Origin of the sequence: Rhodopseudomonas rhenobacensis (assembly GCF_014203125.1) — a bacterium.
In the GTDB taxonomy this organism is placed as follows: Bacteria; Pseudomonadota; Alphaproteobacteria; order Rhizobiales; family Xanthobacteraceae; genus Rhodopseudomonas_A; species Rhodopseudomonas_A rhenobacensis.
In genome coordinates, this window is record NZ_JACHIH010000003.1 from 169,343 (window position 1) to 186,981 (window position 17,639).

Consider the following 17,639-nt stretch of genomic DNA (forward strand, 5'->3'; position numbering starts at 1 on the left):
TCCTATGCTCAACCTCGCTGAATACCGCAGCCGCCCCGCGACCCTCGCGGACTTCCTACCCTGGGCAGCGCTGGTCGAAGAGGGCGTCGTTCTCAACAAGGACGGCTCGTTCCAGCGCACGGCGCGCTTTCGCGGACCGGACCTCGACAGCGCCACGCCCGCCGAGCTGGTCGGCGTCACCGCTCGCCTCAACAACGCGCTGCGCCGCCTCGGCTCCGGCTGGGCGATCTTCGTCGAGGCGCAGCGGATCGCCGCCCAGACCTACCCGCACAGCATCTTTCCCGATCCGGCGTCAGCGCTCGTTGATCTCGAGCGGCAGGACGCCTTCGAGGAAGCCGGCGCGCATTTCGAGAGCCGCTACTACCTCACCTTCGTCTGGCTGCCGCCCGCCGAGGACGCCTCGCGCGTCGAGGGCTGGCTCTACGAGGGCCGCGCCCAGACCGGCGTCGATCCTTGGGAGTTGCTGCGCGGCTTCGTCGATCGGACCAACCGCGTTATCCAACTGGTCGAGGGCTTCATGCCCGAGGTCGCCTGGCTCGATGACGGCGACACGCTGACCTATCTGCACTCGACCATCTCGACGAGGGCGCAGCGCATCCGCGTCCCCGAGACGCCGATGCACCTCGATGCGCTGCTCGCCGATCAACCGCTCGCCGGCGGCCTCGAGCCGCGCCTCGGCGCCCACCATCTTCGCACGCTCACCGTGGTCGGATTCCCGACGGCGACCCATCCCGGGATCCTCGACGAGCTGAACCGGCTCGCCTTCCCGTACCGCTGGTCCACGCGGGCGATCCTTCTCGATAAGACTGAAGCGGTGAAGCTGCTGACCAAGATCCGGCGGCAGTGGTTCTCCAAACGCAAGTCGATCGCCGCCATCGTCAAGGAAGTGATGACCAACGAGGCGTCGACGCTGGTCGACTCCGACGCCGCCAACAAAGCGGCCGACGCGGACCTCGCGCTTCAGGAGTTGGGCTCGGATGATGTCGGCCAGGCCTACGTCACCGCGACCGTCACGGTCTGGGACGAGGACCCGGGCCTCGCGGCGGAGAAGCTCCGGCTGGTGGAGAAGGTGATCCAGGGCCGCGACTTCACCTGCATGCCGGAAGGGGTGAATGCGCTGGAGGCCTGGCTCGGGTCCATTCCCGGCCACGCCTATGCCAACGTCCGCCAGCCACCGGTCTCGACGCTGAACCTGGCGCACATGATCCCGCTCTCGGCGGTCTGGGCCGGGCCGGCGCGTGATGAACACTTTCAGGCGCCGCCGCTACTCTACGGCAAGACGGAAGGTTCGACGCCGTTTCGGCTCAGCCTCCATGTCGGCGACGTCGGCCACACCCTGATCGTAGGCCCGACCGGTGCGGGCAAGTCGGTGCTGCTGGCGCTGATGGCGATGCAGTTTCGCCGCTACCACAACAACCAGATTTTCGCCTTCGACTTCGGCGGCTCGATCCGCACCGCGGCGATCGCCATGGGCGGCGACTGGCACGATCTCGGCGGCAGCCTGTCCGCCGGCTCCGAGCATTCGGTGTCGCTCCAGCCGCTGGCCCGCATCGACGATCAGGCCGAGCGCGCCTGGGCGGCGGAGTGGGTGGCCGCGATCCTGGCGAAGGAAGGCGTCACCATCGATCCGACCGCGAAAGAGCATGTCTGGTCGGCGCTGACCTCCCTGGCATCCTCGCCAGTGCAGGAGCGCACGATCACCGGCCTGGCGGTCCTGCTGCAATCGACAGCGTTGAAGCAAGCGCTGCAACCGTACTGCGTCGGCGGCGCTTCAGGCCGGCTGCTCGACGCCGAGACCGAACAGCTCGGCTCCGCTCCGGTGCAGGCCTTCGAGACAGAGGGGCTGATCGGGGCCGGCGCAGCGCCCGCCGTGCTGACCTACCTGTTTCACCGCATCGAGGGTCGCCTCGATGGCCGGCCGACGCTCCTCATCATCGACGAAGGCTGGCTGGTACTCGACGATCCGGCCTTCGCCCAGCAGCTTCGCGAATGGCTAAAGACGCTGCGCAAGAAAAACGCATCCGTCGTCTTCGCCACGCAATCGCTGTCGGACATCGACGGAAGCAACATCGCGCCGGCCATCGTCGAGAGCTGCCCGACGCGCATCTTCCTGCCGAACGAGCGCGCGATCGAGCCGCAGATCACCGCGATCTATCGCCGCTTCGGCTTGAACGATCGCCAGATCGAGATCCTCGCCCGCGCCACGCCGAAGCGCGATTACTACTGCCAGTCGCGGCGCGGCAATCGCCTGTTCGAGCTGGGCCTCGGCCCCGTCGCGCTCGCCTTCTGTGCCGCTTCCTCCAAGGCCGACCACGCGGCGATCGAACGTGTCGTCGCCGAGTACGGCCGTGATGCTTTCACCCCCGCCTGGCTCGCGGACCACGAACTCCTGTGGGCCGCCGATCTCATTCCCGACCTGACCAACCTGGAGACGTCATCATGATCAAGCTGCGCCATCTGGCGGCGGCAAGCGCCGTCGTGCTCACCCTGGCCGTCGCCGCGCCGCCAGCGTCGGCGCAGTGGGTCGTCTACGACCCGACCAACTTCAGCCAGAACGTGCTCACCGCGGCACGCGAACTGCAGCAGATCAACAATCAGATCCAGATGTTGACCAACCAGGCGACGTCGCTGGTCAACCAGGCGCGCAACCTTGCGAACCTGCCGATGTCGACGCTGACGCAGCTTCAATCGTCGATCGCCCAGACCCAGTCGCTGCTCGGCCAGGCGCAGAACATCGCCTTCAACGTCCAGCGCATCGAGCAGGCCTATTCGACGAGCTACGGTTCGGCCGCGGGCACGGGTTCGACCACCGCCATGGTCGCCAACGCGCAGCAGCGCTGGCAGAACTCGGTCGGCGCCTTCGAGGACAGCCTGAAGGTTCAGGCCGGCGTTGTCGGCAACATTCCGACCAACTCCAGCGCCATGACCTCGCTGGTGTCCGCGAGCCAGAACGCCACGGGCGCCTTGCAGGCCGCCCAGGCCGGCAACCAGCTCCTGGCGCTGCAATCCCAGCAGCTCTCCGACCTGGTGGCGGTGCTGTCCGCCAAGAGCCGCGCCGATGCGCTCGAGCAAGCGCGCAGCGCGGCCGCCGAAGCGCAGGGCCAGCAGAACTACAAGACCTTCTCGACGCGCAGCGGCTATCAGCCCGGCAACGTCACCATGTTCAGCGGCAACTGAGGCGCGGTGATGCTGGGACGTTCGGAAATCTTCCGCGCGGCCGCGATCGTCGCCCTGGTGGCGGTTTTCATCGCGACCCTCGTCGCGGTCAACCGGCGTCCCTCGGCGCCCGCCGTCGAGACGCCTCCGATCATCAATCCAGCATCCGATGACCTTTCGGCCGAGCTGCGCCGTTGCAGCGCGCTCGGTCCCCAGGATGCCGAAGACCCGCATTGCGGCGCGGTCTGGGAGAAGAACCGCCAGCGCTTCTTCGGCAGGCCGGCGCGGCCGCTGCCGCCACAAACGCCCCCAGGCACTGCCGCGCCGGCCACGCCTTCTAAGGGAGACGCGCGATGAACAATGTCGGCGTCATCGACACCTTCCTGAATACGTTCACCACCTACATCGATTCCGGCTTCGGCCTGATCAAGGGTGAGGTCGGCTATCTCTCGTCCACGCTGATCGTGATCGACATCACGCTCGCCGGCTTGTTCTGGGCATGGGGCGCCGACGAAGACATCCTCCAGCGGTTGGTGAAGAAGACCCTCTACATCGGGTTCTTCGCTTTGATCATCAACAACTTCAACAATCTCTCAGCCATCGTCTTCAACAGCTTCGCCGGCATCGGCCTGAAGGCGGGCGGCTCGTTAATCGGCACCGCCGACTTCCTGCGGCCCGGCAAACTCGCCCAAGTTGGCCTCGACGCCGGGCAGCCGCTGCTCGACGCAGCCAACCAGATGATGGGCTTCACCAGCTTCTTCGCAAACTTCGTGCAGATCGCGGTGCTGATGGTGTCGTGGGTGCTGGTGCTGATCGCCTTCTTCATCCTGGCGGTCCAGCTCTTCGTCACCTTGATCGAGTTCAAGCTGACGACGCTCGCTGGGTTCATCCTCATCCCCTTCGCGCTCTTCAACAAGACCGCCTTCCTCGCCGAGAAGGTGCTCGGCAATATCGTCGCCTCGGGCGTGAAGGTGATGGTGCTGGCCGTCATCGTCGGCATCGGCACGGGCCTCTTCTCGCAGTTCACCCAGACCTACGCCGGCGGCCAGCCGACGGTCGAGCAGGCGCTGTCCGTCGTGCTGGCCGCACTCGCCATGCTTGGCCTCGGTATCTTCGGCCCCGGCATCGCCACGGGCTTGGTCTCCGGTGCGCCGCAGCTCGGCGCGGGCGCCGCTGTCGGCACCGGCCTCGCCGTCGCTGGCACGGCGATGGCCGGCGCTGGCGCGCTGGGCCTGGCCGGGAGGGGAGCGATGGCTGCGGCTTCCGGCACGGCCGCGGCCGCGCGCGGTGGCGCGGCCATGGCTGGCGGGGCGTCCTCTGCTTACAGTCTGGCTTCGGCCGGCCGCTCGGGCGCCTCCGGCGTCGCCGCCGGACTTGGCGGTGTGGGCCGCGCCGCGGCTTCGGCCGCGACTGGCCCCGTTCGCCGAGCGGCGGCTTCGGCCGCCAGCTCCATGCGCCAAAGCTTTTCCGCCGGCGCCCGCTCCAGCTTCGCCGCCACCGGCGGTTCCTCGTCCCAGGGCACGGTCGGCGGCGGCAATCCGCCGAGCGGAGCTGCGCCGGCCGGGGGCGGGTCAGCCGACTCCGGGCCGCCCGCCTGGGCACAGCGCATGAAGCGCAACCAGTCGATGGTCCACGGCGCGCAGACGGCCGCGCAGGTCCTCAAGTCCGGCGACAGCCATGGCGGCGGCCATTCCGTCGATCTCTCAGGAGGAGAATAAGAGATGGCGCTGTTTCGCCGCCCCACGGTTCGTTACGGTCGGACGCCCGAGCCTGAGACACCGTACCAGCGCGCCGCCCAGGTTTGGGACGACCGCATCGGCTCGGCCCGGGTGCAGGCCAAGAACTGGCGGCTGATGGCCTTCGGCTCGCTGGCGCTGTCCATGGGCCTCGCCGGCGGTCTCGTCTGGCAATCGACCCACGGCAGCATCGTCCCTTGGGTCGTGCAGGTCGACAAGCTCGGCCAGGCGCAGGCTGTCGCCCCCGCCGCCGCCGACTACACGCCAAGCGACCCGCAAATCGCCTGGTATCTCGCCCACTTTGTCCAGATGGTCCGCGCTCTGCCGGCCGATCCGATCATCGTGCGGCAGAACTGGCTGCAGGCCTACGACTTCACCACCACCTCGGGCTCCCAGGCGCTCAACGACTACGCCCGCGCAAACGACCCGTTCGCCAAGCTCGGCAAGCAGCAGATCGCGATCGACGTCTCGAGCGTGATCCGCGCCTCGCCCTCGAGCTTCCGGGTCGAATGGGTCGAGCACCGCTATCAGGACGGCGCGCTCGCCGACAACACCCGCTGGACTGCGATCCTCACCATCGCGATCCAGACGCCGACCTCCGCCGACGTGCTCCGCAAGAACCCGCTCGGCATCTACGTCACCGCAATCAACTGGTCGAAGGAGCTGGGACAATGACCCTGCCGATTTCTAAGGAAGCCGGCGGTCCGGCTTCACGTCTCTCCGCCGTTCAGCAGAACCGGCAGGGCGCAAATGCGGCTTTCCGTAAAGCCGGCCTCGCGGCTTTGCTGATGTCCGTCACCGCACTCGGCGGCTGCGCGCACAACTTCATCCCGCCCGACATCAACTACGACAGCGCCGTGCCAGCGAAGCTCGCTTCCGATCCGCCGGCGCCCATCAAGATCGTAGAGCTGCCCAAGCCTCTTCCACTGCCCGGACAACTAAAACCGATCGACGGTGGAAAGCCGACGCCGGAAGCCGCTGACCCGACCGTGCGCGTGAACCAGGCCAACGCCGCGGCGCGGATCCAGCCGGTGCGCAACGGCTTCATCAACGCGGTCCAAGTCTATCCGTTTTCCGGCGGTGCGCTCTACCAAGTCTATACGGCGCCAGGTCAGATCACCGACATCGCGCTGCAGGAGGGTGAGCAGCTCGTCGGCTCCGGCCCCGTCGCCGCCGGCGACACCGTGCGCTGGATCATCGGCGATACCGAGAGCGGCGCGGGCGCCACCAAGAAGGTCCACATCCTGGTCAAGCCGACGAGACCGGACCTGCTCACCAACCTGGTGATCAACACCGACCGGCGGACCTACCTCCTCGAGCTGCGCTCGACCGAGAAGACCTACATGGCCTCCGTCTCCTGGCAGTATCCCGAAGATCAGCTCATCGCGCTTCGGCGGCAGAACCAGGAGGCCGACGCAGCCGCGCCGATTGCCAGCGGCGTCGATCTCGCCTCGATCAACTTCCGTTATGCAATCCAGGGCGACAACCCGGCCTGGCGTCCGCTGCGCGCCTTCGACGACGGGCACAAGGTCTACATCGAGTTCCCGAGCGGCATCGCCCAAGGCGAGATGCCGCCGCTGTTCGTCATCGGACCGGCCGGCGGCTCCGAGCTGGTGAACTACCGGGTCAACCGCAACTATTACATCGTCGACCGCTTGTTCGCCGCCGCCGAATTGCGCCTCGGCGACAAGGATAGCGAGCGGCGCGTGCGCATCGTCCGCACCGACGGAAGGCCGCGGTCATGACGGCGGAAGGTCCTGAAGAACAACCGCCGTCGCCGACGCCCGTCGTGCCGCCTGATCTGCGGCTTCGGGGCGAGCGGCCGCGCGTCACCCGCTTGTCGCGCAGGGTGCTCATTGGCCTAGGCGCCGTGTCGGCGCTCGCCGTCGCCGGCGCGCTCGGCTACGCGCTCCAGACTCGCAACGCGGCGCAGAGCGGCCAGGAGTTGCTCTCCACGCAGAACCGTCCCTCCGCCGAGGGCCTCGCCGGGCTGCCGAAGGACTACACGGGTCTGCCGCGCCAGGCGCCGCCGCTTGGGCCGCCGCTGCCCGGCGATCTCGGCAAGCCGATCCTCAATGCCGGGGCTGCGCCCAACACCGTCGCTCCTGGAACGACGCCCGATCCGGAAGCGCAGCGCCGGGCGCAAGAGATCGAAGCGGCCCGGCTCAGCCGTCTCTTCGCTCAGACCAATCAGCAGCCCCAACCGGTCGGCCTCGCCGCGCCGGCTGCGCCGGGCACTGCGGGCCCGACGCCCACACCGCCGGTCGACGCTGGCGCCGCGCAGAACATGCAGGACCGCAAGACGGCCTTCCTCAACGCTTCGACGGACAAGCGCACGGTCAGTCCGGACCGGCTCGACGCTAAGGCGTCGCCCTATGTCGTGCAGGCCGGCACCGTGATCCCCGCCGCGCTCATCACGGGCATTCGTTCCGATCTGCCCGGCCAGATCACCGCGCAGGTGACGGAGGCGGTCTATGACAGCCCGACCGGCAAATATCTTCTCATACCGCAGGGCGCGAAACTGATCGGCCAATACGACAGCTCCGTCGCTTTCGGCCAGTCGCGCGTGTTGCTGGTCTGGACCCGCATCATCATGCCAGATGGCGGCTCGATCGTGCTGGAGCGCCAGCCTGGCGCCGATACGCAGGGCTATGCCGGGCTTGAGGATGAGGTCGACAACCATTGGGGCATGCTGTTCAAGGCCGCCGTCCTCTCGACCCTGCTCAGCGTCGGCGCGGAGGCGGGCACGAGCCAGGACGAGAACAATCTAGTCCAGGCGATCCGCAGCGGCGCGTCCAACAGCATCAGCCAGACCGGCTCGCAGATCGTCCAGCGCCAACTCAACATCCAGCCGACCCTGACAATCCGCCCCGGCTTCCCGGTCCGCGTCATCGTTACGCGTGACCTGGTGCTCGCGCCCTACGCGCAGGGAGGGAAACCATGACGAAGCTCAAGCTCGGGCCGCTCGCTAACGACAAGCCGGTCAAGGTCAGCATCGAGCTGCCCGCCGATGTGCATCGCGACTTGATCGCCTATGCCGAGATCCTGGGTCGGACCACCGGCCAGTCTGCGCCCGATCCGGCCAAGCTGATCGCACCGATGATCGAACGGTTCATGGCGACCGATCGGGCATTCGCGAAGGCGCGACGAAATCCTGCTCAGCCGGAAGCGAGAGCGCCCGAGAGATCGGGATAACGCTCTCGCAGGATAGCGAGGAAGGGTGGCAGCGAAGGATTGCAATTCGCTTGGCGCCAGTAGGCGCGGAAGGCGAGGCGAGTTGGCCCATCCATGTCATGCACCTCCCGATAAGCAACGCCCGGATAGACCGCACCGGTCGCGCCCTCCAGTGCAAGCAAAATACCCCATCCCGCACCGACCAGCGTGAGAAGCCGATCCAGTCCGACATCGTGCCGGAGAAGACGGCAAGGATCAGAATGTCCCACTTTACTGACGAGCAACTTTAGGAATTCCGGACCGGGACCGCGCTGCGGCAACACCAGTACCTCATGTCTCAAGTCGCTCCAGTGAACAACATCGCGGCTTGCGAGCGGATGGTCCTCCGGCAAGGCGACGACGACCCGTTCGCTCCACACCGAAAGCGACTTGTCATCCCGCGCGGGGTAGTTCTCGGCCACAAAGGCAACATCGATGGCGGAGTTTGCCACGTCGGAGATCAAGTGTTCGCTCGATCCATCGACAAGGTGGATCTCGACGTCCGGAAACGCGCGGCGGTGCTCCACCAACGTAGCCCTGAGATTGCCAGCCGAAAGCGACGCATGAACACCAATGGTTAGGCGGCCGCTCTCACCTCTCGATCGGGTTTTCAAGCGGGAGACCATGAGCTCGGTTTCTTCGATGATCCGTCGCGCCGATCAACGAATTCTTGGCCAGCCGGGGTAAGGCGGGTGCCGCCATTCGTGCGTTCGAATAGAGTGGCGCCGACCTCCTGCTCAACGTCTCGCATCCGTCGGCTCAGCGTTGATTGCCGCATATTCAATTTCTCGGCGGCTTGCCGCAAACTTCGAAATTGCGACACAGCGATTGCCCACTTCATGTTCTGAAGTTCAACAGTCACCGCGCCCTCATCCCGTATTCAGAGAGAGCGCCTGACGACGACGCTTGATATGTGCGAACGCCCGATAGGCATCGCCGCGCGCCTGGTCGCGAGTCGGCTTTAACTCGGCATAGCGCTGCCGCGCTCTTTATTCGCACGCTGACAACTCGGTGCTTCGGGTCCAGCATCGGCAGATCACTCCGACCGCCGCGTCCGCCGTCCCTTGGGAAGTCCGTAGGGAACGAAAGCGTGGTCCACTTGCGTCTGGACCGCCACAACCGCTTCCCAAGCAGCATCTCTCAGAGACTCGGCACGGTAAAATAGAGACCATACCGTAGCTACGTTGATGGAGTCTATAAGGTCGTCTCTTGGGGGCCTCGGACCATGCCTCTCCGGGGCTTGGCTTGCGGCAACCACAAGCCGAGGTTCAAGCTGGATCTCGCCGTGGCCCGCTGGAATCCCCGCCAAGGGCTCTTTCGACGACGCCACGAACAAAAGCGTCATCGAGCTCTTGCCGCGAAAACCACCGGCGATAAAAGAGCGGTCCGGCGATCGCCGCCGTGAGATCGGCCACATCGAAATCCGGGCCCAACTCGCCGCGCGCTTGCGCGCGCGCCGCGATCGCGCCAAACCCCGACAACATGCCAGCATGAGTGCGCGACTGAAACTCAGCGACCTCCTGGTCGCGCTCGGCGGCGTCAACGATTGAGGGCATTGCGGACGACCACCGGCCTGTCCGCAAGCGTTCAGCCAACCCCAGCGCTAATACGGTCAGGTCGCTCCGAAAACTGCCCGTGTTGGGCGTCTGAAGCCGAGGGGCGAATTGCATAACGGCATCGAACAGTAGACCTGTGCGCGATGGCCAGTGCCGGTAGATCGTGGTCTTGGCGACGCCCGATCGCCGCGACACTTCGTCGACGCTGACACCGCTCAGTCCGAATTCTGTCAGCAATTCGTAGGCCGCGGCCAAACTTGCCGCCCTCACGGCTTCCTTGGAACGCCGCAGCGGCTCGGCTCCCTTGGCCGGCTTCCCCACCTTGCCCGACTTTGTGGACATTCCGCTTGACTCCCCGTTCTTAGATACGATACCGTGCCGTAGCTTAAATATGCAATACGACATTTAAGGCGAGGTTACCATGACGTTCAAGCAAACCCGACTGGTCACCACCGATGTGGCGAAGCTGACTCGCTTCTACGAAAGCGTCAGTCAAGCGACGGCCGAGGTCCTCAGCAGCGACTACGCGCAATTCCAAAATGAGCCTTGCAAGGGATTGGCCATAATAGCCCAAGCGACGACTCAGGCGTACGGCGAGGGCGTCGCCGAAGCGGCGGCCAATCGTTCCGTCATCCTCGATTTCGAAGTCACCGATATCGATGCTGAATACGAACGGCTGAAGGACATCGTGAGCGATTGGGTGATGCCGCCGAAGCTCATGCCTTGGGGAGCCCGCGCTATCGTCTTTCGCGATCCGGATGGAAACCTCGTCAATATGTACGCCCATCCCTGACGGCCGCCCGCTTTCTTTGAAGATCACCGAAACCTTTTGACAGGAATCAAAGCATGGCCGCCTCCGATCCACATCCTAGGAAGCGTGTCGCCGTCCTCGACACCGAGATGAGCTACGTAGATGTGGGCGAAGGCGATCCCATCGTCTTCCTGCACGGCAATCCGACGTCCTCGTACCTCTGGCGGAACATCATTCCGCACGTCAGCGACATCGGGCGGTGTCTTGCGCCAGACCTGATCGGCATGGGGCAATCGGGCAAGTCGCCGACCTACTCCTATCGCTTCGTCGATCATGCGCGCTACCTCGACGCCTGGTTCGACGCCATGAACCTGAGCAAGGTCATCCTGGTCGTCCATGACTGGGGCTCGGCGCTCGGCTTTCACCGCGCCTACCGCCATCCGGATCAAGTCGCGGCGATCGCTTACATGGAGGCCATCAGCCAGCCGCTTACGTGGGAGCCGTTCGGAGAGGGCGGGGGAATATTCGGCAAGATGCGATCGAGCGCGGGCGAACACCTCGTTCTGGATCAGAACGCCTTCATCGAGCAAATCTTGCCGGGAGCAATGATCCGGACGCTGAGCGAGGAGGAGATGGCCGCCTATCGCGCTCCGTTCCCCGATCCCGTCGCTCGACTCCCCACGCTGATTTGGCCGCGCCAAATTCCGATCGAAGGCGAGCCTGAGGACGTGACATCGATCGTTCGAGCTTACGGGAGATGGCTGAGTGAAAGCCCTCTGCCGAAGCTGTTCATCAGCGGGGACCCTGGGTCGGTCAATACGGCCGGCAGTGCGGTCCGGACGTTCTGCCGGACGTGGCCGAACCAGAAAGAAGTCACCGTGAAAGGGCGGCACTTCCTGCAGGAGGACTCGCCCGGCGAGATCGGCGCAGCCCTTCGACAGTTCGTCATCGAAACACGCCGCCCGGCGCACAGCCAAGCCGGCTAATTCTTAACAATATCGGAGAAAATCATGACTGTTTTAGTAACGGGCGCCACCGGCAACGTCGGCTCGGTTGTTGTCGAGCAACTTGTTGCGGCGGGATTCGACGTTCGAGCGTTCACGCGCTCACCGGAAAAGGCGACCTTTCCGCCGGGCGTCACGCCGTTCAAGGGTGAGCTGCTCGATGTGGATGCGCTGCGGGCCGCAATTGACGGCGTCGAAGCGGTGTTCCTGCTAAGCCCGGTCGTGCCGGACGAGCTGAACGTCACGATCTCCGCTCTCAATCTTTGCCGCGAGGCGAAGGTCAAAGCCATCGCTTACCTGTCCGTGTTCCGCGTCGAGGAAACCGAAGACGTTCCGCACTTCGCGTCAAAGTTTGCCGCGGAGCGCATGATCGCGAAACACAATATGCCGGTGACCATCTTGCGCCCGAACGCATACATGCAAAGCCCGGGCGTCAAGGACGCTCTCGGCCACGGCATCTTCCCGTTCCCGATCGGCGGGAAGGGCGTTTCCTTTACCGATATTCGCGACATCGCCGAGGTTGCCGTGCTCGAAATCCAGCGCCGGCTGGCCTCCGCCGAACCGTTCGGCCCGGAAATCTACGAGGTGGTCGCCGAGGACGTTCTGACCGGAGAATCCGGAGCGAAGCTCTGGAGTGACGCGCTCGGCCGCCCGATCAAATATATCGGCGACGATATCGACCAATGGGTTCAGAGCCTGCGGGCGTTCGCCCCCAACTGGATGGCCTACGACTTCAAATACATGATGAAGCATTTCCAAGAGGACGGCCCGGTCTCGACCGCCGCCGGACTTGAGCGCCTGCGCGAGCGTCTTGGCCGCAACCCGCGCTCCTACAGTGACTTCGTGGCCGAGAGCGCCAAGCTGTGGAGCGAGGCGGCTTCGAACTAACGAGGCAGATACGCTGTACGTCTGGGCCTCAGTCGTCACCCCAAGCCTAAATTGAGAGGACTACCAGGTGAAAATCACTCGCCACCGGTACACCGTGAAACCAGCGTTCGTTGAACAGAACAGGCAAAACCTTGCTGAGTTCATCGCAGCGCTGGCGGCGACTTCAACGCCTGGCCTTTCCTATCGGGTTTTCCTCGAAGAGGACGGGCAGACCTTTCTGCACTTGGTGACCTCTGAAGACGATCCGTCTGCGGTCATCACCGGCCTTCCATCGTTCAAAAAATTTCAATCGGAACTGTTGGCGAGTGCCCCAGTCCTAAGGCCGGATCAGGTGAGCATGTCGCTCATCGCGACAAGTGGAGAATCGTTCAGGTAGACCGCTGGCTGGCCTCCGCCTTCAGCCTTTTAATCCGAGGCTGTCGCAGTGTCCGACGCGCTTTCCCCAGAACAAGCAAGAAGGAATGAAATCTATGTCTCATGAAAATGTGGTGCTTGTTACTGGCGGGACGGGCAGTCAGGGCGGCGCGACCGTCACCCACTTGTTGGCGGCGAAAAAGGTTCGCGTGAGGGTCCTGACGCGGAACTTGGACTCGCCCAAGGCCAAGAGTCTGGCCGCGCGTGGCGTGGAGCTGGTCAAGGGTGACTTCGACGACGTGGCATCGCTTAGGAAGGCGTTGGAAGGCGTCTCCGCCGCGTATTCGGTGCAGCAATGGACGGAAAAGGGTGGCACTGAGGCGGAGGAGGTACACGGCAAGCGGTTTGCCGATGCGGTGAAGGCGTCGGGCAGCCCTCATCTCGTTTACTCGTCGGCCGAGGGCGTCGAGCGGAACAGCGGCCTCGGCCACTACGAGAGCAAATGGGCGATTGAGCAGCACATTCGTGAGCTAGGCCTCCCGGCCACGATCTTGCGTCCGGTCGGTTTCATGGATGCGTTTGGCGCCGCGGCGATCCCGCGCGGCATGTTCCTCGGAATATTCAGAGCGAACTTTGGCCCAACGCTCCCCATCCAATTCGTGGCCACCTACGACATCGGCTGGTTTGCCGCGCGCGCTCTGGAAGAGCCAGAGAAATACGCCGGACGGGTCATTCCGCTCGCCGGTGACCAGCTGAGCATCAACGACATCGTCAGGACCTTCAAGACCGTCACCGGGAAGAAGCCTTGGGTGGCGCCGATTCCCGCCTTCTTGGCCAAGAGGGCGATGCCGAAGGAGTTCTTGGACATGTTCACCTGGATCCGTGAGAAGGGCTTCAAAGCGAACATTGCTGAGGTGCGGCGTGAATATCCGCAGCTACTAACCTTTGCCGGTTGGGTGAAGAAATACACTGAAGAACACTGACCAACGAGCGTGTTCCGGCGGGCCGCGGAGCAGCGCATGACCATCACGTCAGCCAGCTTTTTGTAAATCGACACAATCGACGCGGTGCGCATCTCTGGCTGATTGCGCCGGACTCTTGCGGGCTTCGCGCATTCCACAAAGGAAACGATGATGACCGACCTTCTTGGTCCGTTCGACCTCGCCGGGCTCAATCTATCGAACCGCATCATCATGGCGCCCATGACACGGACGCGGGCCGATGACGCCGGCGTTCCGACCGACCTCATGCGCGAATATTACGTGCAGCGGGCCTCGGCGGGGCTGATTGTGACCGAGTGCACCGCCGTGCGACCGGACAGCGCCGGTATCATTCACGCGCCCGGCGCCTACGACGCGGCCCAGGAGGCGGGCTGGCGCAAGATCACAGATGCCGTGCATGCCGCTGGTGGCCGCATCTACCTGCAAATCTGGCATGGCGGACGAATCTCACATTCGAGCCTGCAGCCGGACGGCGCGCCACCAATCGCCCCCTCGGCGATCGCGGCCGCAGGCGTCATCTTCACGGCTAAGGGCCTCCTACCCTATGAAACCCCGCGGGCGCTGGAGACACCCGAGATCGCCCCGCTGGTCGAGAGTTTTGGCGCCGCGACCGCCCATGCGCGGCGCGCTGGCTTTGATGGCGTCGAGCTGCACGGCGCTTTCGGCTATCTGCCAGATCAGTTCCTGCAGGATGGGACGAACCAGCGGACCGACGCCTACGGCGGCTCGGCGGAGAATCGCGCCCGCTTCATGCTGGAGGTGGTCGAAGCCATGAGCGGCGCCTGGTCGCCGGAGCGACTAGGCGTGAAGCTCTCGCCCTCTGCGCGCCACTACGGGCAGTCTGATAGGGACGCGTTCGCCACCTTCACTTACGTCGCCCGGCAGCTGAGCGCGATGAAGGTCGGCTATCTGCACGTCATGGAGCCGAGCGAAGAGGATCTTAAGACGGGCTCCGTGCAAATCGAGCACACGACTGCAGCGCTGCGACCGGCGTTTCCCGGGGTGGTGATTTCCAACGGCGGCTATGACAAGGCCAAGGCCGAGGCGGCGCTTGCCGCCGGCACGGCCGACCTCGTGTCTTTCGGGGCGCCGTTTATTGCCAACCCCGACCTGCCGGCCCGATTCCAAAACGATGCGCCGCTCAACACGCCCGACCCGGCGACGTTCTACGGTAGCGGGGCGAAGGGTTACACCGACTATCCTTCGCTATCGAAATGAGAAGCACCGCGATGGCGCTTGTTGCCAGGACGGCAATAGCGCTCCCAGCCGCTTTGGCGGCTTGATCCAGGAAAACGACGTTTAATCTCAAAGGAGAAGCGTAATGGAAACGCTACAACCCATCGAAGTAAGCGAAGCAGTCGGCGAGGCCAAGGCATTGCTCGACGGCCTGCAGCAGCGACTGCCAAAGGTGCCGAATATGTTGCGGCTGTTGGGACATTCACCAACAGTCCTGGGTTCCTATTTGGACTTCACCGACGCTTTCAACAAGCAATTGCCTGAGCGGTTGCGGGACTTGATCAGCATCACCGTGGCGCAGATCACGGGCGCCGATTATCTTCTGTCATTCGCCCATGTGCTCGCCAAACGCGAAGGCCTGAGCGACGAACAAATGAACGCGGCCCGTCGTGGCGAGTCTTCCGATGTAAAGACGGCCGCCGTGCTGGGGTTCGCGGCGAAAGCTGCTCGCGAGCATGGGCGGGTTTCTGAAGGCGACCTCGCGGCGCTCCGCGAAGCTGGTTACAGCGAGGCCGAAACCGTTGAGATCGTGGCTTATATTTCGCTTTCGATGTTTCGCGTTTACTTCAACCTCATGGCCCGAACAGCCATCGACTTCCCAATCGTGAAGTCGGCAGATTTGGCTTCTTCCCAAAACAGCGGGGCTTGAGCGCGAATACGTTCCCTGGCCTTAAGACCTCACCGAACGGACATGCTTGGGAGCTTTGCGTTGGCTGCGCACGTCCGTCCAGATTCTCAACAGCTCTTCCACGCCTTCCGAACGCGGACCAAGTGCCGATGTAGCCAACGAAGGAATAATCAGCATGAGCAAGCTTGCCGGAAAAGTCGCGGTCGTCACAGGGGCATCACAAGGCATTGGAGCGGGCATCGCCAGGGCCTTGGCAGCCGAAGGCGCAGCGGTCGTCGTCAATTACTTAAAGAACAAGCAAGCGGCAGCCTTAGTTGTGGAGGCCGTTCTCCAAGCCGGTGGCAAAGCGATCGCTTTCGAAGCTGACGTCGCCCTAGCCGCAGGCGCCGAACGGATCATCGACGCGGCTATCAAGAACTTTGGACGGCTCGATGTTCTCGTGAACAACTCCGGGACGTCCGAGTCTACGCCCTTGGGATCGATCACTGAGGAGTCGTTTGATAAGATCTTCAAGGTCAATGTCCTTGGGGTTCTCCTAACAACTCAGGCGGCCGTCACCCACCTGAAAGAAGGCGGCAGCGTCATCAACATTGGCTCAAGCATCACGGGTATGACACCGCCCGCCATGGCCGTGTATACCGCAAGCAAGGCAGCCGTCGAGAGCATCACGAAGACCCTCAGTAAAGAGCTGGGTCTGAAGAGAATTCGCGTGAACTCCGTAATGCCGGGCACGACCGATACCGAGATGTTCCGCAGCCAGATAGCGGATAATGTGGAACAGCTGCAGGGGATCATCGGCATGACTCCTCTCGGACGGATCGGTCAACCAAGCGACATCGCTTCCGTTGTGACTTTCCTCGCCTCAGAAGATGCAGGCTGGGTCACAGGCGCATCGATACTCACCAGCGGCGGTCTATAGACTTTCCATTATTTTTCGCTCCATCGGATAACGACCCCGATGGACAGTGTGCTCGCTGGCCGCTTGGCCCCGCTTCAGGTCAGTGTCACCGCTGAAAAGCTCCCGGTCTGCGCGATCTATCCCGCGCTCCGGGCGGCCTCGAGGAGTATTTCAAGGACGTCCCGCTGGTCCCGATCGAGGCGTGGGAGATCCCGGCAAGCATCGATCTCGCAGCGCATCGATAAAGGCCCGCACCCGGGCAGGCATTTGGGTACGGGTCGAGAAAACGGCCCATATCCCAACTTCCAACGGTTCGACGTCGGCGAGGACGATCCGCTGTAACTCGCCGTGCGCGATCTGCTTGTGTACGTCCCAGAAGGTCAACATGGCGATGCCCACGCCCGCGATGCAGGCTGCTCGCACCGCGTCGACGGTGTTGGCCGAGATGGGACCACTAATCCGAACTCGGTGCGGCTCGCCGCCCCGCCTGAATGGCCAGGCGTCCATCGCATGAAGCTTGATGCAGGGGTGGCTCACCAGGTCTTCCGTCGTGGCGGGCGTTCCGAAGCGCGCGACGTAGCCTGGCGATGCAATTACAATAAACGGATTGTCAGCAACCCTTGTCGCTATCATGTCCGACGGCTTCATCTCCGCCACGCGAACGGCGACATCCAGTCCTGCCGTCGCAATATCGACGACGCTGTCGCTCAGAGTCAGGTCGACGCGTAGCGCCGGGTTATCGGCGATCAACTCGGCAACGACGGGAACCACGACCGAGTGGCCGATGACGTTCGGCGCTGTAATCTTCAACATGCCTGAGAGCCCGGAGCCACCGGACGAGACCGACTCGAATGCGGAATCTCGAGCTTCGATGAGGGTGATGGCGTGAGGCAGAAAGGCCTCTCCCTCAGGCGTCAGGGATAGGGACCGCGTCGTGCGGTGGAACAGGCGCGCGCCCAGTTCGGCTTCAAGGCCCGCCAACCGGCGGCTGACCAACATCGGCGTCGTGCCCAACTGACGAGCCGCCGCCGACAGGCTGCCGAGGGACGCGATGGTGCGAAACAGAGCCACATCTGCGAGATTCATATTCTAACGCTAAGCGTTATATTGCTTATCGTCCATCTCATCTTCTGCGTCGCACCCACAGGAGCTAGATTTAAAGCCAACAAGCGGTGCGTCTTCATATTTGCGCTGAAACCCGCCGCATTCAGCGCCGCT

20 protein-coding genes are annotated in these 17,639 nt (G+C 63.8%); 16 read left to right on the top strand and 4 right to left on the bottom strand.

Annotation, left to right across the window (positions count from 1 at the left end; translation table 11 throughout):
* Positions 1 to 4: 4 nt before the first annotated feature.
* Genes trbE through HNR60_RS04335 form a run of 8 tightly spaced genes read left to right on the top strand, consistent with a single transcriptional unit; the run spans position 5 to position 8,087 of the window.
* Complete coding sequence (trbE, locus tag HNR60_RS04300) at positions 5 to 2,443, top strand: conjugal transfer protein TrbE (protein ID WP_184254664.1); 2,439 nt, start codon at positions 5 to 7, stop codon at positions 2,441 to 2,443.
* Positions 2,440 to 3,177: a P-type conjugative transfer protein TrbJ gene (gene trbJ, locus HNR60_RS04305; RefSeq protein WP_184254666.1), complete on the top strand. Its 738-nt coding sequence runs from the start codon at positions 2,440 to 2,442 to the stop codon at positions 3,175 to 3,177. Before trbE ends, trbJ begins: the two co-directional genes overlap by 4 nt.
* Positions 3,178 to 3,186: 9 nt before the next feature.
* Positions 3,187 to 3,513: a putative entry exclusion protein TrbK-alt gene (gene trbK-alt, locus HNR60_RS04310; RefSeq protein WP_184254668.1), complete on the top strand. Its 327-nt coding sequence runs from the start codon at positions 3,187 to 3,189 to the stop codon at positions 3,511 to 3,513.
* Positions 3,510 to 4,874 (top strand): P-type conjugative transfer protein TrbL, encoded by a 1,365-nt coding sequence (gene trbL / locus HNR60_RS04315; RefSeq protein ID WP_184254670.1) that lies wholly within the window; start codon positions 3,510 to 3,512, stop codon positions 4,872 to 4,874. The genes trbK-alt and trbL overlap by 4 nt, the downstream gene beginning before the upstream one ends.
* Before the next feature lie 3 nt (positions 4,875 to 4,877).
* A complete protein-coding gene (gene trbF / locus HNR60_RS04320) occupies positions 4,878 to 5,567 on the top strand; it encodes a conjugal transfer protein TrbF (protein ID WP_184254671.1) in 690 nt (229 codons plus the stop codon).
* Positions 5,564 to 6,637: a P-type conjugative transfer protein TrbG gene (trbG, locus tag HNR60_RS04325; RefSeq protein WP_184254673.1), complete on the top strand. Its 1,074-nt coding sequence runs from the start codon at positions 5,564 to 5,566 to the stop codon at positions 6,635 to 6,637. The genes trbF and trbG overlap by 4 nt, the downstream gene beginning before the upstream one ends.
* Positions 6,634 to 7,836, top strand: coding sequence for a TraB/TrbI/VirB10 family type IV secretion system protein (locus HNR60_RS04330; protein ID WP_184254675.1), 1,203 nt, complete (start codon positions 6,634 to 6,636; stop codon positions 7,834 to 7,836). The genes trbG and HNR60_RS04330 overlap by 4 nt, the downstream gene beginning before the upstream one ends.
* Positions 7,833 to 8,087 (top strand): DUF2274 domain-containing protein, encoded by a 255-nt coding sequence (locus HNR60_RS04335; RefSeq protein WP_184254677.1) that lies wholly within the window; start codon positions 7,833 to 7,835, stop codon positions 8,085 to 8,087. Before HNR60_RS04330 ends, HNR60_RS04335 begins: the two co-directional genes overlap by 4 nt.
* Here HNR60_RS04335 and HNR60_RS04340 read toward each other — a convergent pair.
* From HNR60_RS04340 to HNR60_RS04345, 3 genes are all read right to left on the bottom strand, one after another.
* Positions 8,051 to 8,731 (bottom strand): LysR family substrate-binding domain-containing protein, encoded by a 681-nt coding sequence (locus HNR60_RS04340; protein WP_246432805.1) that lies wholly within the window; start codon positions 8,729 to 8,731, stop codon positions 8,051 to 8,053. The two genes, HNR60_RS04335 and HNR60_RS04340, sit on opposite strands and share 37 nt — an antisense overlap.
* Positions 8,716 to 8,946, bottom strand: coding sequence for a helix-turn-helix domain-containing protein (locus HNR60_RS24060; RefSeq protein WP_246432818.1), 231 nt, complete (start codon positions 8,944 to 8,946; stop codon positions 8,716 to 8,718). Before HNR60_RS24060 ends, HNR60_RS04340 begins: the two co-directional genes overlap by 16 nt.
* A gap of 427 nt (positions 8,947 to 9,373) precedes the next feature.
* Positions 9,374 to 10,003, bottom strand: coding sequence for a TetR/AcrR family transcriptional regulator (locus HNR60_RS04345; protein WP_210313238.1), 630 nt, complete (start codon positions 10,001 to 10,003; stop codon positions 9,374 to 9,376).
* A 79-nt stretch (positions 10,004 to 10,082) separates the two neighbouring features.
* Between HNR60_RS04345 and HNR60_RS04350 the strand changes: the two genes are divergently transcribed.
* From HNR60_RS04350 to HNR60_RS04385, 8 genes are all read left to right on the top strand, one after another.
* Positions 10,083 to 10,454 (top strand): VOC family protein, encoded by a 372-nt coding sequence (locus HNR60_RS04350; RefSeq protein ID WP_184254679.1) that lies wholly within the window; start codon positions 10,083 to 10,085, stop codon positions 10,452 to 10,454.
* A 53-nt stretch (positions 10,455 to 10,507) separates the two neighbouring features.
* Positions 10,508 to 11,398, top strand: coding sequence for a haloalkane dehalogenase (locus tag HNR60_RS04355; protein WP_184254681.1), 891 nt, complete (start codon positions 10,508 to 10,510; stop codon positions 11,396 to 11,398).
* Between the two features lie 24 nt (positions 11,399 to 11,422).
* The gene (locus tag HNR60_RS04360; RefSeq protein WP_184254683.1) at positions 11,423 to 12,304 is read left to right on the top strand and encodes an SDR family oxidoreductase; all 882 of its coding nucleotides are present in this window, start codon (positions 11,423 to 11,425) and stop codon (positions 12,302 to 12,304) included.
* 67 nt (positions 12,305 to 12,371) lie between these two features.
* Positions 12,372 to 12,680 carry a hypothetical protein gene (locus HNR60_RS04365; RefSeq protein WP_184254685.1) on the top strand — a complete coding sequence of 103 codons (309 nt, stop codon included), beginning with the start codon at positions 12,372 to 12,374 and terminating at the stop codon, positions 12,678 to 12,680.
* A gap of 85 nt (positions 12,681 to 12,765) precedes the next feature.
* Entirely contained in the window at positions 12,766 to 13,641 is an 876-nt protein-coding gene (locus HNR60_RS04370; RefSeq protein ID WP_184254687.1) for an NmrA/HSCARG family protein, read from the top strand.
* A 150-nt stretch (positions 13,642 to 13,791) separates the two neighbouring features.
* Positions 13,792 to 14,877, top strand: coding sequence for an alkene reductase (locus tag HNR60_RS04375; protein WP_210313240.1), 1,086 nt, complete (start codon positions 13,792 to 13,794; stop codon positions 14,875 to 14,877).
* 103 nt (positions 14,878 to 14,980) lie between these two features.
* Positions 14,981 to 15,544, top strand: coding sequence for a carboxymuconolactone decarboxylase family protein (locus HNR60_RS04380; RefSeq protein WP_184254692.1), 564 nt, complete (start codon positions 14,981 to 14,983; stop codon positions 15,542 to 15,544).
* A gap of 154 nt (positions 15,545 to 15,698) precedes the next feature.
* Entirely contained in the window at positions 15,699 to 16,442 is a 744-nt protein-coding gene (locus tag HNR60_RS04385; RefSeq protein WP_184254694.1) for a glucose 1-dehydrogenase, read from the top strand.
* Between the two features lie 150 nt (positions 16,443 to 16,592).
* Here the strand turns inward: HNR60_RS04385 and HNR60_RS04390 are convergent, their stop codons facing one another.
* Positions 16,593 to 17,507, bottom strand: a complete 915-nt coding sequence (locus HNR60_RS04390) for a LysR family transcriptional regulator (RefSeq protein ID WP_184254696.1) — start codon at positions 17,505 to 17,507, stop codon at positions 16,593 to 16,595.
* Positions 17,508 to 17,639: the final 132 nt, after the last annotated feature.

Coding starts and splice junctions, on each gene's coding strand:
- HNR60_RS04330 (WP_184254675.1), top strand. CDS start 6,634: ATGACGGCGGAAGGTCCTGAAGAACAACCGCCGTCGCCGACGCCCGTC.
- trbJ (WP_184254666.1), top strand. CDS start 2,440: ATGATCAAGCTGCGCCATCTGGCGGCGGCAAGCGCCGTCGTGCTCACC.
- HNR60_RS04345 (WP_210313238.1), bottom strand. CDS start 10,003: ATGTCCACAAAGTCGGGCAAGGTGGGGAAGCCGGCCAAGGGAGCCGAG.
- HNR60_RS04355 (WP_184254681.1), top strand. CDS start 10,508: ATGGCCGCCTCCGATCCACATCCTAGGAAGCGTGTCGCCGTCCTCGAC.
- HNR60_RS04360 (WP_184254683.1), top strand. CDS start 11,423: ATGACTGTTTTAGTAACGGGCGCCACCGGCAACGTCGGCTCGGTTGTT.
- HNR60_RS04340 (WP_246432805.1), bottom strand. CDS start 8,731: ATGGTCTCCCGCTTGAAAACCCGATCGAGAGGTGAGAGCGGCCGCCTA.
- HNR60_RS04370 (WP_184254687.1), top strand. CDS start 12,766: ATGAAATCTATGTCTCATGAAAATGTGGTGCTTGTTACTGGCGGGACG.
- trbG (WP_184254673.1), top strand. CDS start 5,564: ATGACCCTGCCGATTTCTAAGGAAGCCGGCGGTCCGGCTTCACGTCTC.
- HNR60_RS04350 (WP_184254679.1), top strand. CDS start 10,083: ATGACGTTCAAGCAAACCCGACTGGTCACCACCGATGTGGCGAAGCTG.
- HNR60_RS04385 (WP_184254694.1), top strand. CDS start 15,699: ATGAGCAAGCTTGCCGGAAAAGTCGCGGTCGTCACAGGGGCATCACAA.
- trbE (WP_184254664.1), top strand. CDS start 5: ATGCTCAACCTCGCTGAATACCGCAGCCGCCCCGCGACCCTCGCGGAC.
- trbK-alt (WP_184254668.1), top strand. CDS start 3,187: ATGCTGGGACGTTCGGAAATCTTCCGCGCGGCCGCGATCGTCGCCCTG.
- HNR60_RS04380 (WP_184254692.1), top strand. CDS start 14,981: ATGGAAACGCTACAACCCATCGAAGTAAGCGAAGCAGTCGGCGAGGCC.
- trbF (WP_184254671.1), top strand. CDS start 4,878: ATGGCGCTGTTTCGCCGCCCCACGGTTCGTTACGGTCGGACGCCCGAG.
- HNR60_RS04390 (WP_184254696.1), bottom strand. CDS start 17,507: ATGAATCTCGCAGATGTGGCTCTGTTTCGCACCATCGCGTCCCTCGGC.
- HNR60_RS04335 (WP_184254677.1), top strand. CDS start 7,833: ATGACGAAGCTCAAGCTCGGGCCGCTCGCTAACGACAAGCCGGTCAAG.
- HNR60_RS24060 (WP_246432818.1), bottom strand. CDS start 8,946: ATGAAGTGGGCAATCGCTGTGTCGCAATTTCGAAGTTTGCGGCAAGCC.
- HNR60_RS04375 (WP_210313240.1), top strand. CDS start 13,792: ATGACCGACCTTCTTGGTCCGTTCGACCTCGCCGGGCTCAATCTATCG.
- trbL (WP_184254670.1), top strand. CDS start 3,510: ATGAACAATGTCGGCGTCATCGACACCTTCCTGAATACGTTCACCACC.